Source organism: Streptomyces sp. NPDC015661 (assembly GCF_043077765.1).
Classification (GTDB): Bacteria; Actinomycetota; Actinomycetes; order Streptomycetales; family Streptomycetaceae; genus Streptomyces.
Genome location: NZ_JBIBST010000003.1, coordinates 196586 through 209652 on the forward strand (window position 1 = coordinate 196586; position 13067 = coordinate 209652).

The following is a 13067-nucleotide window of genomic DNA, read 5'->3' on the forward strand; positions in this document are numbered from 1 at the left end:
CCGTCCGACACGTGGATGTTCTGTACTCGACAAGGAGCGGTCGTTCCCTCCCCTTCGAATGACGGACGGACAGTATCCGTCTGGGGAGGGGCACATGCATCACACGCTTCAGCACTCCGAGGAACTCCGCGCCGCCGCACGCCACTTCGGGCGCCGGCGGTTCCTGACCGTCACCGGCGCCGCCGCGGCGCTCGCCTTCGCCACCCAGCTGCCCGCGGCCGGCGCCGCGGCCGCCGCCGAGCTCGACGCCCGGCGTGTCACCGAGGACCCGTTCACCCTGGGCGTCGCCTCGGGCGACCCGCTGCCCGGCTCCGTACTCCTGTGGACGCGGCTCGCGCCCCGCCCCTTCGAGCCCGAGGGCGGACTGCCCGCCGTCTCCCCGGACGGAGTCCGGGGGAGGGTCTCCGTGCACTGGGAACTCGCCCACGACGAGCGGTTCACCCGGATCGCCCGGCGCGGCCGCGCCACCGCGCACCCCGAGTTCCGGCACACCGTCCACGTCGAGGTCGACCACCTGGACTCCGGCCGCGTCTTCTTCTACCGCTTCCGGGTCGGCGACTGGCTCAGCCCGGTCGGCCGGACCCGCACGGCCCCGGCCCCCGACGCCCGGAACAGCGCGCTCAAGCTCGCCGCCGTCTCCTGCCAGGCCTACCAGGACGGGTACTTCACCGCCTACGGCCACCTCGCCCGGGAGGACGTCGACGTCGTCTTCCACCTCGGCGACTACCTGTACGAGTACGCCGTCAACGCCACCGGCGGCGCCCGCGCCTACACCGACCGCAGACTGCCCGACCTGTTCAACCGCGAGACCCTCACCCTGGACGACTACCGGCTCCGCTACGCGCTCTACAAGTCGGACCCCGACCTGCGCGCCGCGCACGCCGCCCACCCCTTCGTCGTCACCTGGGACGACCACGAGACCGAGAACAACTACGCGGGCGACACCCCCGAGAACAACGTCCCGCCCGAGGAGTTCCTGCTCCGCCGCGCCGCCGCCTACCGCGCCTACTGGGAGCACCAGCCGCTGCGCCGCCCCCAGCTGCCCGAGGGCCCCGACATGAAGCTGTACCGGCGGCTGCGCTTCGGCCGGCTCGCCCGGTTCGACATCCTCGACACCCGCCAGTACCGCTCCGACCAGGCGTACGGCGACGGCTGGCAGGCCCCGGGACCCGAGTCCGAGGACCCCTCGCGCACCCTGACCGGCGCCACGCAGGAGCGCTGGCTGCTCGACGGCTGGCGCGCCTCCGACGCCCGCTGGAACGTGCTGCCGCAGCAGGTCGTCCTCTCCGAGCGCCGCGACCGCTCGACCGCCGACTTCAAGCTCTCCATGGACTCCTGGGACGGCTACCCGGCCTCCCGGCAGCGGGTCCTCGCGGGGGCCGAGGCCGCCGGTGTCGAGAACCTGCTGGTGCTCACCGGTGACGTCCACGTCGGCTACGCCATCGACATCAAGGCCGACTTCCGGGACCCGGCCTCGCGCACCGTCGGCACCGAGATCACCGCCACGTCCATCAGCAGCGGCAAGGACGGTGCCGACCGGCCGGCCAACCACGACAAGCTCATGGGGGCCAACCCGCACCTGAAGTTCCTCAACGGGCGGCGCGGCTACGTGACGGTCGCCCTCGGCGAGCAGAGCGCCCGCGCCGACTTCCGCACGGTGCCGTACGTGACCCGGCCGGGCGCCCCCGTCACCACGGCCGCCTCCTTCGTCACGGAGGCGGGCGACCCGGGCCTCAAGCCCGCGTGAGGACCGTCTCCTGCGGATAGCGGACGCCGATGCGGTCCCGTACCGCGTCGAGCGTCCGCATCACCGCGAGCGAACCGTCCAGGGGGACGAGCGGGGACTCCGTCTCGCCCGCCCGCAGGCAGCGCATGACCTCGGCGGCCTCGTGCCGGAAGGAGTGCGGGTCGTCCGTCGACACGAACTCCTCCGGCTCGTGGCCGTTCCGGAGCAGGGTGAACCGCTCGGGGAAGAAGAAGCCGCGCGGGACGTCGATCCGGCCCTCCGTTCCCGTCACCGAGGCCGTCAGCGGCGTGTCCGCCTCCAGCGAGCAGGACAGCAGCGCCGAGGCGCCCGAGTCCCAGCCGAGCAGCATGCCGGTGTTCAGGTCGACGCCCTCCGGCGAGATCCGCGCGTGCGCGTGCACCGCGGACGGCTCGCCGAGCAGCAGGTGCGAGAACGACACCGGGTACACCCCCAGGTCGAGCAGCGCCCCGCCGCCCACCGCCGGGTCCCGCAGCCGGTGGCCCGCGTCGAACGGGCCCGCGAGCCCGAAGTCCGCCTGGACCGTGCGGACCTCGCCGATCGCCCCGTCGCGGACGAGTTCCGCGAGGCGCCGGATCAGCGGGTTGCAGTACATCCACATCGCCTCCATGAGGAAGAGGCCGCGGTCCCGGGAGAGAAGGGCCAACTCCTCCGCCTCGGGGGCGTTGAGTGTGAGAGCCTTCTCGCAGAGCACCGCCTTGCCCGCCTCCAGGGCGAGGCCGGCGGCCGCGCGGTGCGCGTGATGCGGAGTCGCCACGTACACCACGTCGACGGACTCGTCGGCGAAGAGCCCGGCCCATTCCCCGTACGCCCGGGGTATCCCGAACCGGTCCGCGAAGGCCTTCGCGGACGCCTCCGTACGGGAGGCCACCGCGACCACCTCGGCGCCGTCGAGCGCACTCAGGTCCGTCGTGAACCGCTCCGCAATCCCACCCGTCGCCAGGATTCCCCAGCGCACTGTCCTGTTCGCGTCCATCTCCACCCCACAGGTCTCGACCATGCCGGTCGAGCTGAGAGCATAGGTAAGGATTCAACGAAATGGAGCAGTCGATGCCGGAGAGCGGCCAGAAAACAACACAGGGACACATAACCGAACCCGCCCCGGTCGTCACCACCGCCCGGCGGGCGGGCCTCCTCGTCACCCTCGTCCTGGGTGGACTCACCGCCCTCCCCCCGCTCTCCATGGACATGTACCTCCCGGCCCTCCCGGAGGTCACCGGCGCGCTGCGCGCCCCCGCCGCCACCGTCCAGCTCACCCTCACCGCCTGCCTCGCCGGCATGGCCCTCGGCCAGCTCGTCGTCGGCCCCATGAGCGACAAATGGGGACGCCGCCGCCCGCTGCTCGTCGGCATGGCCGTCTACGTCCTCGCCACCGCCGTCTGCGCCCTCGCGCCCAGCGTCGAACTCCTCGTCGGCTTCCGGCTGCTCCAGGGCCTCGCCGGCGCCGCCGGCATCGTCATCGCCCGCGCCGTCGTCCGCGACCTCTACGACGGCGTCGAGATGGCCCGCTTCTTCTCCACCCTGATGCTGATCTCCGGCGTCGCCCCGATCATCGCCCCCCTCATCGGCGGCCAGATCCTGCGGCTCACCGACTGGCGGGGCGTCTTCCACGTCCTCGCCGCGATCGGCGTCCTGCTGACCGTCGTGGTCTGGCGCTTCCTCCACGAGACGCTGCCCCCCGAGCGGCGGCACGAGGGCGGCGTCGGACAGGCCCTGCGCACCATGCGGGGGCTCCTCGCCGACCGCGTCTTCACCGGCTACATGCTCACCGGCGGACTCGCCTTCGCCGCCCTCTTCGCCTACATCTCGGCCTCGCCGTTCGTCGTCCAGGAGATCTACGGCGCCTCCCCGCAGACCTTCAGCCTGCTCTTCGGCCTCAACTCGGTCGGGCTCGTCGCCGTCGGTCAGATCAACGGCAAGCTCCTCGTCGGCCGCGTCAGCCTCGACAAGGCGCTCGGCTGGGGCCTCGGCATCATCCTGCTCGCCGGCCTCGCGCTCACCCTCCTGACCACCGGCGTCTTCGGCGAGGTCGGCCTCGTCCCCATCGCCGCCGGCCTCTTCGTCCTGATGTCCGCGATGGGCCTGGCCATGCCCAACACCAACGCCCAGGCCCTCATGCGCACCCCGCACGCCGCCGGCTCCGCCTCCGCCCTCCTCGGCACCTCCTCCTTCCTCATCGGCGCCGTCGCCTCCCCGCTCGTCGGCATCGCCGGCGAGCACACCGCCGTCCCCATGGCGGTCGTCCAGCTCGGCTGCGCCCTCCTCGCCCTCGCCTGCTTCCTGGGCCTGTGCCGCCCCTGGCGCACGACGGAAGCCCCGGCCGGGCCCGCCTAGACTGTCTCGGTGAACGCCGTGTCCTCCCCCTCCGCCGACTCCCTGCGCGCCGCCCTCGCGGCGCTCCTCGACGGGCTGCCGCCCCAGCGGGCGGCGCAGGCCGTCGAGCGGTTGATCGCCAGCTACCGGGGCACCACCCCGACGGACGCCCCCGTGCTGCGCGACCGCTCCGACGTCGCCGCGTACGCCGCCTACCGGATGCCGGCGACCTTCGAGGCGGTACGGGGCGCCCTCGACGCGCTCCGGGCGGCCGCGCCCGACTGGGAGCCGCGCACCCACACCGACGTCGGCGGCGGCACGGGCGCGGCGAGCTGGGCCGTCGCCGAGGCCTGGGAGGAGGAGCGGCCCCGCACCACGATCCTCGACTGGGCGGAGCCGGCCCTCGTGCTCGGCCGCGAACTGGCCGCCGGAGTCCTCGACGCGGAGTGGCGGCGCGAGCGGATCGGGGCGGCGCTGCGCCTCGACGACAGCGACCTGGTCACCGTCTCGTACGTCCTCAAGGAGCTGACCGAGGCCGACCGGACGGCGCTCGTCACCGAGGCGGCCCGCGCCGCGCAGGCCGTCGTGATCGTCGAGCCCGGCACCCCCGACGGCTACGAGCGGATCATCGCGGCCCGCACCCTGCTGATCGACGCCGGCTTCACCGTCGCCGCGCCCTGCCCGCACAGCGGGGCCTGCCCGATCGTGCCCGGCACGGACTGGTGCCACTTCTCCGCCCGGGTGAGCCGGTCCTCCCTGCACCGGAAGGTGAAGGGCGGCTCGCTGCCGTACGAGGACGAGAAGTACGCGTACGTGGCCGCCGTCCGGTTCCCGGTGACCCCGGCGCCCTCCCGCATCACCCGCAGGCCGCAGATCCGCAAGGGCCAGGTCCTCCTGGAGCTCTGCGGGCCCGAGGGCCTCGGCCGCGACACCGTCACCAAGCGGCACGGGCCCCTCTACAAGCAGGCCCGTGACGCGGAGTGGGGCGACTCCTGGCCGCCCGAGAACGAGGACCAGGACGAGGACTAGGACGGGGACTGGGACGGGGACCAGGACGGGGACTGGGACGGGGGCCGGGGCGAGGAGGGGGGCCGCAGCTCCTGGGTGCAGCACTTCACGCTGCCGCCGCCCTTGAGGAGTTCGCCCAGGTCCATGCCGATCGGCTCGAAGCCGCGGGCGCGGAGCGGGTCGAAGAGGCCCACCGCGGCCTGCGGGAGCAGGACGTGCCGGCCGTCGCTTACCGCGTTGAGGCCGAGGGCGGCCGCGTCCTCGCCGGTCGCGATCAGGGCGTCGGGGAACAGCCGGGCGAGGACCGCGCGGCTGCCGGGGGAGAAGGCGTCCGGGTAGTACATGACCTCGTCCCGGGCGTCGTCCAGGACGCACAGCGCCGTGTCCAGGTGGTAGTAGCGCGGGTCCACCAGCTCCAGGCCGATCACCGGGCGGCCGAAGAACTCCTGGGCCTCGTCGTGGGAGAGCGGGCTGGAGCGGAAGCCGCGGCCGGCGAGGATCCAGGAGGCCGTGACGGCGAAGTCGCCCTCGCCCTCGTTCACGTGCTCCGGGGCCCGCACGGCGTCGTCCGCCCAACCGTTCCTGCGGAACCAGGACAGATGGGCGTCGGCCTCGGCCGCGCGCTCCCGGTGGGCGAACTTCGCGCCCAGGACCCGGCCGTCGACGACCGTCGCGCCGTTCGCCGCGAAGACCATGTCCGGCAGCGCCGGGTCGGGCCGGAGGAGCTCCACGGTGTGGCCGAGCGAGCGGTAGCGGTCGCGCAGGTCCTCCCACTGGGCGAGGGCGAGCGGCAGGTCGACCGGTTTCGTGGGGTCCATCCAGGGGTTGATGGAGTACGTCACCGTGAAGTGCGTGGGTGGGCACATCAGATAACGGCGGGGCGAGGACGTGCGCGGAGTGGTGCGCAATGAAGCCTCCTCACGGAGAACGGTCGGTGATCGGTTGACGATCGGAGGACCCCATGGTCCGCTCTCGGCGGCCTTCGCGCTGTGGACCGTTCGGGTGGTTCGGGACCGTTCGAGTGGCGAGACGTCTCGTCTCGCCCGCTGCTAGATTGAGGTCATGTCCGATCCCACCCCCGCGCCCGGGCCCGCCAAGGCCGCCCCCGACGCCTCCCGCCGCAGCGAGCGCTCCCGCCGCGCCATCTTCGACGCCGCCCTCGCCCTCGTCTCCGAGACCGGCTACGCCAAGACCACCATCGAGGGCATCGCCGCCCGCGCCGGCGTCGGCAAGCAGACCATCTACCGCTGGTGGCCCTCCAAGGCCGCCGTCCTCCTCGACGCCTTCCTCGATCTCGCCGCCCGCGCCAACGAGGCAGTTCGGTGGGATGACGCCCACGGCAGGGAGGGGGACAGTGAGATCCCCGACACCGGAGACCTCGCCGCCGACCTCAAGTACGTCCTGCGCGCCACCGTCGACGAGATGAGCGACCCCGCCTTCGACGGCCCCACCCGCGCCCTCGCCGCCGAGGGCATCGTCGACCCCGAGCTCGGCGCCCGCTTCACCGAGGCCCTCCTGGAGCCCCAGCTCCGGTACTACGTCCGCCGCATCGAGGCCGCCCAGGCCAAGGGCGACATCGACCCCGGCGTCGACCCCCGCGTCGCCGTCGAACTCCTCGTCGGGCCGCTCCACCACCGCTGGATCCACCGCACCCTGCCGCTCACCCACGCCTACGCAGACACCCTCGTCGATCTCGCCCTGAGCGGCCTCGCCCCCCGTTCCCGCCCGGTGTGACGACCCCGGTTCCGCACTCCGGTCACCCGGGGCGCAGGATGGTGGGACCATGGGCAGAGCCGAACGGGCGAGCATGAGGTGTGAGGGGATAGATGGGCGACGGCATCGGCCGCTACCGCGGCACGGAGAGCAAACTCGCACAGTGGCTGCGCAGGCGCCCCAAACGCACCGCGGCCGACGAGGAGAACGACCGCGAGAAGCTGCTCCTGGCCACCGCCGCCGCCGGGCTGCCCCTGGCCCCCGCCGCGTACCCCGTCGGCTACAGCTGTTCCTGTGAGCGGATCGGCTGTCCCACCCCCGCCCGGCACCCCGTCTCCTTCGCCTGGCAGACCCAGTCGACCACCGACCGCGGCCAGATCGAGCGCTGGGCGCGCAACGAGCCCGAGGCGAACTTCATCACCGCCACCGGCATGGTCCACGACGTCCTCGACGTCCCCCTCGCCGCCGGCCGGGCCGCCCTGGAGCGGCTCCTCGCCGAGGGCGTCGAGGTCGGGCCCGTCGCCGAGTCCGCCGACGTCGACACGGTCGGCGGACGGATGCTCTTCTTCACCGCCACCCGCGGCACCCCCGAGGACGAGGACGAGTGGTGGCCGTGCGAGCTGGACTGCCACCCGGAGACCATGGACGAGCACCCGGGGCTGCGCTGGCACTGCCGCGGCAGCTACGTCCTCGTCCCGCCGGCCCGGCTCCCCGGTGACGAGGACGCCCACCCGGTCGTCGCCTGGGTCCGCGGCCCCGAACACCCGCTGCCCGACCCGCTGAACCTCCTGGAGGCCCTCCAGGACGCCTGCGCCCGCCACGCGGCCGAGCGCGAGGCGGACGGTGACGGGGAGCACCGGCCCCACGAGATCGCCTGGCCCCTGACGCGCTGAGCCCGCGCCGGGCGGCGGGTCGGGGGGTGTCGCGAAAGTCCCGCACGGCACCCGCGGCGCCCGCCACGCCCCCTACGAGCCCTCCGCGCCCACCACGCCCTGGAGCCGGCCCGCGATCGTGACCCCGTCGCGGGCCGTGCCCGCCGGCTTCACCAGGACCGCCTGGCTGGACACCCACTCCCGGGTGACCGTGTTCTTGATCTCGCCGGTCAACAGCGCCTTCGTGTCGGCGCCGACCTTCGGCCGGTAGCCCTTCGCCGTCGTCTGCCGCTCGAAGTACCGGGTCGCGAAGAAGACCAGCGCGCCGCCGTCCCGGGTCCGCAGCGCGAGCGGCGCGAAGTCCCCGCGGTCCGTGACCTGGTCGATGTACTGGGTGGCGATGCCCGGCCGCTTGGCGGCCTTCTGCCGCTGCGCCCGCCACTCCGTGGTGTGCAGGCCCGGCGCGAACGGCCCCGGCTGCCCGTCCTTCAGATACGCCACGTACTTCTCGCCGAGCTCCCCGGGCGCGACCGCGAGCGCGTCGCTGTCCGCGGCGACCGGCACCGCGTACCCCTCCTCCTCGGCGAACGCGGGGACGTCACCGCGGGGGAGGATCGCGAGGTAGGCGGCCTCCCACAGCTGCTCGGGCCCGTTGCGCACGAAGACCAGGAGCCAGCGCTCGTCGCCGGCGCTGCGGTTGGAGGCGGTGTCCGCGACGAACCAGCGCGGCCAGCCCGCCTTGCGGGGCAGCACGAACCGCGCGTCCGTGAGGACGAGGGGCTTGTGGTCCGGGTTGCCGCCGGGCGTGTTGATCGACCGCGCGCGCAGGCCCGCCTGGTTGATGGCCCCGAGCGGACCGGTGACCCGGCCCGCGTCCAGGGCCGGGTCATAGGCCTTGTCGGCCTTGTTGTAGGCGGTGGTGAAGTCCGCGAGGGCCTGCGTGGCCTCGGTCTTCGTCGCCGGCGGCAGCAGTGCCAGCTCGCCGTGCACGGTCACGCAGCCGCTCGCGGTCAGCGACAGGACGGTCGCCGCCGCCGTCGCCGCGAGGAACCTCGCCGGTCGGTGGTCACCGGAGGGCGACCACCGCTCAAGCGCTCGCCTCAGCCTCAGCCTTCTCATCGGTCGCCTTCTGCTTCTTCACCCGCACGGACGGACCCGACCCTATCGGGGCGAGGAACAGCGCGAGCGTCGGGACCAGATACAGCGCCCACACCGTGACCTGAAGGACCGTCGGATCCGGCTGGAAGTTGAAGACGCCCTTGAGGAGCGTGCCGTACCAGCTGTCCGGCGGGATCGTCGCCGAGATGTCGAAGGCCTTGTCCGCGAGGCCGCCGAGGAAGCGGGCCTCCTGGAGGTCGTGCACGCCGTACGCGAGCACGCCCGCCGCCACCACGACCAGCATCCCGCCGGTCCAGGTGAAGAACTTCGCCAGGTTGATCTTCAGCGCGCCCCGGTAGAACAGCCACCCGAGGAGGACGGCCGTGAGCAGGCCCAGGACGACGCCGATCAGCGGCGCGTACGAACCGTCCGAGGAGGCCCGGACCGACGCCCACACGAAGAGCGCCGTCTCCAGGCCCTCGCGGCCCACCGCCAGGAAGGCGGTGGCGACCAGCGCGCCGGTGCCCATCTGCAGGGCCGCGTCCAGCTTGCCGTGCAGCTCCGCCTTGAGGTGCCGGGCGGTGCGCCGCATCCAGAAGACCATCCAGGTCACCAGGCCGACGGCGAGGATCGACAGCGAGCCGCCGAGCGCCTCCTGCGCCTCGAAGGTCAGCTCCTGGGAGCCGAACTCCAGGCCGGCACCGAAGGCCAGGGCCACGCCGACGGCCACGCCGATGCCGATCCAGATCGGCTTCAGCGCGTCACGGCGCCCGGTCTTCACCAGGTACGCGATGAGGATGCAGACGACCAGACTGGCTTCGAGGCCCTCGCGGAGGCCGATCAGATAGTTACCGAACACGTCGGTTCCCCTCCCGGAGTGCGTACATCACGAGAACAGCGCCCGGCCCCACCAGTCGTCCTTGTCCCGGACGCCCGGCGGGACCGCGTACAGCGCCGAACCCACGTGCTGGATGTATTCGTTGAGGGCGTCGGCCGCCAGCGAGGTCTGCACCGGGATGAATCCGGTACGGACGTCCTTCTGGTACGCCAGGAAGAACAGGCCCGTCTCCAGACGGCCGAGGCCGTCGGTGCCGTCCGTGAAGGAGTAGCCGCGGCGCAGCAGCGTCGCCCCGTTGTTGCTGTCCGGGTGGGCGAGGCGGACGTGCGCGTCCGGCTTCATCGCCTTCAGGAACGGCTCGTCGTGCTCCTTGGCCTTGCCGACCGGGGCGCCTTCCTTCTTGTCCCGGCCGAAGATGTCCTCCTGCTCGGCGAGCGGAGTCCGGTCCCAGATCTCGACGTTCATGCGGATGCGGCGGGCGACGAGGTACGAGCCGCCGTCCATCCAGGCCGCGCCGCCCTCGGCGTCCTTGCCGGAGACCCACACGTGCTTCGCGAGCCGGTCGGTCTCGGTGCCCGCGATGTTGCGGGTGCCGTCCTTGAAGCCGAAGAGGTTGCGCGGGGTCTGGGCGTCCGGGGTCGTCGAGGACGTCTTGCCGAAGCCCAGCTGCGACCAGCGCACCGCGACCTTGCCGAAGCCGATCCGCGCGAGGTTGCGGATGGCGTGCACGGCGACCTGCGGGTCGTCCGCGCAGGCCTGCACGCAGATGTCGCCGCCGCTGCGCGCCGGATCCAGGTTGTCGCCCGGGAACTTGGGCAGGTCCACCAGGGCCCCGGGCCGCTTGTCCTTCAGCCCGAAGCGCCCGTCGAAGAGCGAGGGGCCGAAGCCGATCGTGAGGGTGAGACGGGAGGGCTTGAGGCCGAGGGCCTCGCCCGTGTCGTCCGGCGGGGCCTCCGGCAGGCCGCCGTACGCGCCCTCGCCGACCTCCGCGCCGGCCGTCATCCGCTCGGCGGCCCGCGTCCAGTCCTTGAGGAGCTGGATCAGCTCCGCGCGGTCCTTCGTCTTCACGTCGAAGGAGGCGAAGTGCAGCCGGTCCTGCACGGCGGTCGCGATGCCGGACTGGTGCACGCCGTGGAAGGGCACGGCCCCGCCGCTGTCGGCGACCGGCGCGGTGGTGTCGCCGCCGGCGCTCAGCGCGACGGCGCCGCCGGCCGCGGCGGCACCGAGCGCGAGCCCGGCACCTCCCCAGCCGATGACGGTACGGCGGGAGGGCGCGGCCGGCTCGGCGGCCGCGGTCTGCTCCTGGATTTCCTCGGACATCTCGGGGTTCCCGTCCCTGGTGGCTCGACGACTACTTGACGACCGCGGCGGCGAGCTTGGAGAGCGGCTCGCCCAGCGCGTTGACGCCGTCGGAGAGCTCCTTGCGCTCGGTCTTGCCGACCTTGTCGTAGGAGGTGAAGACGTAGCCGCTCTTGTCCGTGCGGTACGTGTCGAGCAGCGCGTTCAGCGCGGCGAACTGCTTGTCGAGTTCGGCGACGAGCTTGGGGTCGTTCTTCGCGGCGACCGGCTTGAGCAGCTCGAAGGACTTCTGCGCGCCCTCGACGTTCGCCTTGAAGTCGACGAGGTCGGTGTGGGAGTAGCGCTCCTCCTCGCCGGTGACCTTGCCGCTGGCGACCTCGTCCAGGAGCTCCTTGGCGCCGTTGGCCATGGAGGTCGGGGTGATCTCGGCCTTGCCGACCCGCTTCACCCAGTCCGCGAGGTCCTTGTCGAGGAGGTCGGCGAGCTGCTTCTCGCGGTCGCCGATCTTCTTGTCCTGCCAGAGCGCCTTCTCCAGGCGGTGCCAGCCGGTCCAGTCCTTCGCCGGGTCCTGGCCGTCCTCCAGGCCGTCCTCGCGGACGTCGACCTTGGGGTCGATGTCGCCGAAGGACTCGGCGACCGGCTCGGTGCGCTCCCAGCCGATGCGGGAGTCGGCGTAGGCCTTCTTCGCGGCCTCGATGTCACCGGCGCGGACGGCGTCGGTGAAGACCTTCACCTTGGGGAGGGTCTCGTCGGCCTGCGCCTGGACGTACTGGCGGTAGCCGGCGACGGCCGCGTCCATCTCGGGGGAGCGCTTCGCGCTCACGGCGCCCTTGCCGGTCGCCTTGACCTGCTGGCGGATGCCGTCGCCCTTCATGCCGGGCTTGCAGGCGATGGCGTAGTCGCCGGCCTTGATCTCGGCGGTGATGGTGGCCTTGGTGCCGGGGCCGATGTTCTCGCGCTCGGTGACGATCCGGTCGTCCGGGAAGAGGACGTAGACCTCGGTGATCTTGGAGCCGCGGTTCTCGACGGCCAGCTTCACGTGCCCGGCCGGGAATTCCTTCTTCGAGACCTCGCAGGAGTCGTCCTTGGCGACGACGGTGATCGCGCCGTCGTCCGCCTTGGCGTCGCTTTTCTCGGTGCAGCCCGTGACAGCGGTCAGGGCCGCCGCGGTCGCGGCGGCGGTGACGACGGAGAAGCGGACGGCTCGCATGAGGACTCCAGGAACGCGGGGGACGGTGCTGAGGCGGACCTAACTTAACCGAGGCTTACCTCAGCAATACCCACCCGTCCAGTGATTCAGCTCTCAGGCCGGGCGTACCGGACACGGCTCGATCACGGGGGCTCCATGGGGATCTCATGGCTTGGTCAAGGGAAGGTCAAGGGAGGTGGAATGTCCCGTTTCTGGTTACGCGTCGGTATAGGGGCGGGGCAAGGGCGGTGCGGCCCTGACGAGGCGCGACGGGTGGTTGAATTCCGGCATGAACACGACCGCCACTGACATCGACGTCCTGCGGGTCTTCTGTGCGGGCGACGGCCGGCACGGCAACCGCCTGGGAGTCGTACGGGATGCCCGTACCCACCCCGACGAGTCGTCCCGGCAGGCGCTCGCCAAGGAGCTCGGCTTCAGCGAGACGGTGTTCGTCGACGACCCGGAGCGCGGGATCGTCGACATCTACACGCCCGGCCTGCGGCTGCCGTTCGCCGGACACCCGCTCGTCGGCACCGCCTGGCTCCTCGACCTGGAGGTCGTCCAGCCGCCGGCCGGCGAGGTGTGGGTGCGCGCGGACGGGGAGTTCACCTGGATCGAGGCGCGCGCCGAGTGGGCGCCGCCCCGCACCCTGCGTCAGTACGGCTCCGTCGCCGAGGTGGACGCCCTCGACGTGCCCGAGCCGGGGGAGTGGATCTACGCCTGGGCCTGGGAGGAGGAGGCCGCCGGCCGCATCAGGGCGCGGGCCTTCCCGGGCCGCGGCGACGGCATCGACGAGGACGAGGCGACCGGCGCGGCCGCGCTGCTGCTCACGGCGGAGCTGGGACGGGCCCTGAACATCACGCAGGGCCGGGGCTCGCAGCTGCTCACCGCCCCAGGCCCCGACGGCATCGTGGAACTGGGCGGACGCGTCCGCCTGGAAGGAACGATGACGCGCTGATCGGTCGCGCGCTG

At 72.6% G+C, this 13067-nt stretch carries 12 protein-coding genes; 6 read left to right on the forward strand and 6 right to left on the reverse strand.

Annotated features, from left to right (window positions below; genetic code table 11):
- Positions 1 to 94 precede the first annotated feature (94 nt).
- Positions 95 to 1747, forward strand: coding sequence for an alkaline phosphatase D family protein (locus tag ACF07V_RS09355; protein ID WP_392152685.1), 1653 nt, complete (start codon positions 95 to 97; stop codon positions 1745 to 1747).
- On the opposite strand, the gene ACF07V_RS09360 is transcribed toward ACF07V_RS09355, so the two are convergent.
- Positions 1734 to 2765 (reverse strand): Gfo/Idh/MocA family protein, encoded by a 1032-nt coding sequence (locus tag ACF07V_RS09360; protein WP_392152686.1) that lies wholly within the window; start codon positions 2763 to 2765, stop codon positions 1734 to 1736. The two genes, ACF07V_RS09355 and ACF07V_RS09360, sit on opposite strands and share 14 nt — an antisense overlap.
- Before the next feature lie 50 nt (positions 2766 to 2815).
- Between ACF07V_RS09360 and ACF07V_RS09365 the strand changes: the two genes are divergently transcribed.
- Both ACF07V_RS09365 and ACF07V_RS09370 read left to right on the forward strand, forming a co-directional pair.
- A complete protein-coding gene (locus ACF07V_RS09365) occupies positions 2816 to 4099 on the forward strand; it encodes a Bcr/CflA family multidrug efflux MFS transporter (RefSeq protein ID WP_392153417.1) in 1284 nt (427 codons plus the stop codon).
- A gap of 9 nt (positions 4100 to 4108) precedes the next feature.
- Complete coding sequence (locus ACF07V_RS09370) at positions 4109 to 5107, forward strand: small ribosomal subunit Rsm22 family protein (RefSeq protein ID WP_392152688.1); 999 nt, start codon at positions 4109 to 4111, stop codon at positions 5105 to 5107.
- Here ACF07V_RS09370 and ddaH read toward each other — a convergent pair.
- Entirely contained in the window at positions 5104 to 5994 is an 891-nt protein-coding gene (ddaH, locus tag ACF07V_RS09375; RefSeq protein ID WP_392152689.1) for a dimethylargininase, read from the reverse strand. The two genes, ACF07V_RS09370 and ddaH, sit on opposite strands and share 4 nt — an antisense overlap.
- A 154-nt stretch (positions 5995 to 6148) precedes the next feature.
- Here ddaH and ACF07V_RS09380 point away from each other — a divergent pair, with 154 nt between their 5' ends.
- Both ACF07V_RS09380 and ACF07V_RS09385 read left to right on the forward strand, forming a co-directional pair.
- Positions 6149 to 6820: a TetR/AcrR family transcriptional regulator gene (locus tag ACF07V_RS09380; RefSeq protein WP_392152691.1), complete on the forward strand. Its 672-nt coding sequence runs from the start codon at positions 6149 to 6151 to the stop codon at positions 6818 to 6820.
- A gap of 92 nt (positions 6821 to 6912) precedes the next feature.
- On the forward strand, positions 6913 to 7692 hold the full coding sequence (locus ACF07V_RS09385; RefSeq protein ID WP_392152693.1) for a bifunctional DNA primase/polymerase: 780 nt from the start codon (positions 6913 to 6915) through the stop codon (positions 7690 to 7692).
- A 72-nt stretch (positions 7693 to 7764) separates the two neighbouring features.
- On the opposite strand, the gene ACF07V_RS09390 is transcribed toward ACF07V_RS09385, so the two are convergent.
- Genes ACF07V_RS09390 through efeO form a run of 4 tightly spaced genes read right to left on the reverse strand, consistent with a single transcriptional unit; the run spans position 7765 to position 12116 of the window.
- Positions 7765 to 8790, reverse strand: coding sequence for a hypothetical protein (locus ACF07V_RS09390; RefSeq protein WP_392152694.1), 1026 nt, complete (start codon positions 8788 to 8790; stop codon positions 7765 to 7767).
- The gene (efeU, locus tag ACF07V_RS09395; protein WP_392152696.1) at positions 8759 to 9628 is read right to left on the reverse strand and encodes an iron uptake transporter permease EfeU; all 870 of its coding nucleotides are present in this window, start codon (positions 9626 to 9628) and stop codon (positions 8759 to 8761) included. The genes ACF07V_RS09390 and efeU overlap by 32 nt, the downstream gene beginning before the upstream one ends.
- Positions 9629 to 9655: 27 nt before the next feature.
- The gene (gene efeB / locus ACF07V_RS09400) at positions 9656 to 10927 is read right to left on the reverse strand and encodes an iron uptake transporter deferrochelatase/peroxidase subunit (protein WP_392152698.1); all 1272 of its coding nucleotides are present in this window, start codon (positions 10925 to 10927) and stop codon (positions 9656 to 9658) included.
- Between the two features lie 31 nt (positions 10928 to 10958).
- Positions 10959 to 12116, reverse strand: coding sequence for an iron uptake system protein EfeO (efeO, locus tag ACF07V_RS09405; protein WP_392152699.1), 1158 nt, complete (start codon positions 12114 to 12116; stop codon positions 10959 to 10961).
- 268 nt (positions 12117 to 12384) lie between these two features.
- On the opposite strand from efeO, the gene ACF07V_RS09410 reads away from it, so the two are divergent.
- Positions 12385 to 13053 (forward strand): PhzF family phenazine biosynthesis protein, encoded by a 669-nt coding sequence (locus ACF07V_RS09410; RefSeq protein ID WP_392152700.1) that lies wholly within the window; start codon positions 12385 to 12387, stop codon positions 13051 to 13053.
- Positions 13054 to 13067: the final 14 nt, after the last annotated feature.

Bases quoted from the DNA above. Each gene is read 5' to 3' on its own strand.
- ACF07V_RS09355 (WP_392152685.1), top strand. From the start codon at position 95: ATGCATCACACGCTTCAGCACTCCGAGGAACTCCGCGCCGCCGCACGC.
- ACF07V_RS09360 (WP_392152686.1), bottom strand. From the start codon at position 2,765: ATGGTCGAGACCTGTGGGGTGGAGATGGACGCGAACAGGACAGTGCGC.
- ACF07V_RS09365 (WP_392153417.1), top strand. From the start codon at position 2,816: ATGCCGGAGAGCGGCCAGAAAACAACACAGGGACACATAACCGAACCC.
- ACF07V_RS09380 (WP_392152691.1), top strand. From the start codon at position 6,149: ATGTCCGATCCCACCCCCGCGCCCGGGCCCGCCAAGGCCGCCCCCGAC.
- ACF07V_RS09385 (WP_392152693.1), top strand. From the start codon at position 6,913: ATGGGCGACGGCATCGGCCGCTACCGCGGCACGGAGAGCAAACTCGCA.
- ACF07V_RS09390 (WP_392152694.1), bottom strand. From the start codon at position 8,790: ATGAGAAGGCTGAGGCTGAGGCGAGCGCTTGAGCGGTGGTCGCCCTCC.
- efeB (WP_392152698.1), bottom strand. From the start codon at position 10,927: ATGTCCGAGGAAATCCAGGAGCAGACCGCGGCCGCCGAGCCGGCCGCG.
- efeO (WP_392152699.1), bottom strand. From the start codon at position 12,116: ATGCGAGCCGTCCGCTTCTCCGTCGTCACCGCCGCCGCGACCGCGGCG.
- ACF07V_RS09410 (WP_392152700.1), top strand. From the start codon at position 12,385: ATGAACACGACCGCCACTGACATCGACGTCCTGCGGGTCTTCTGTGCG.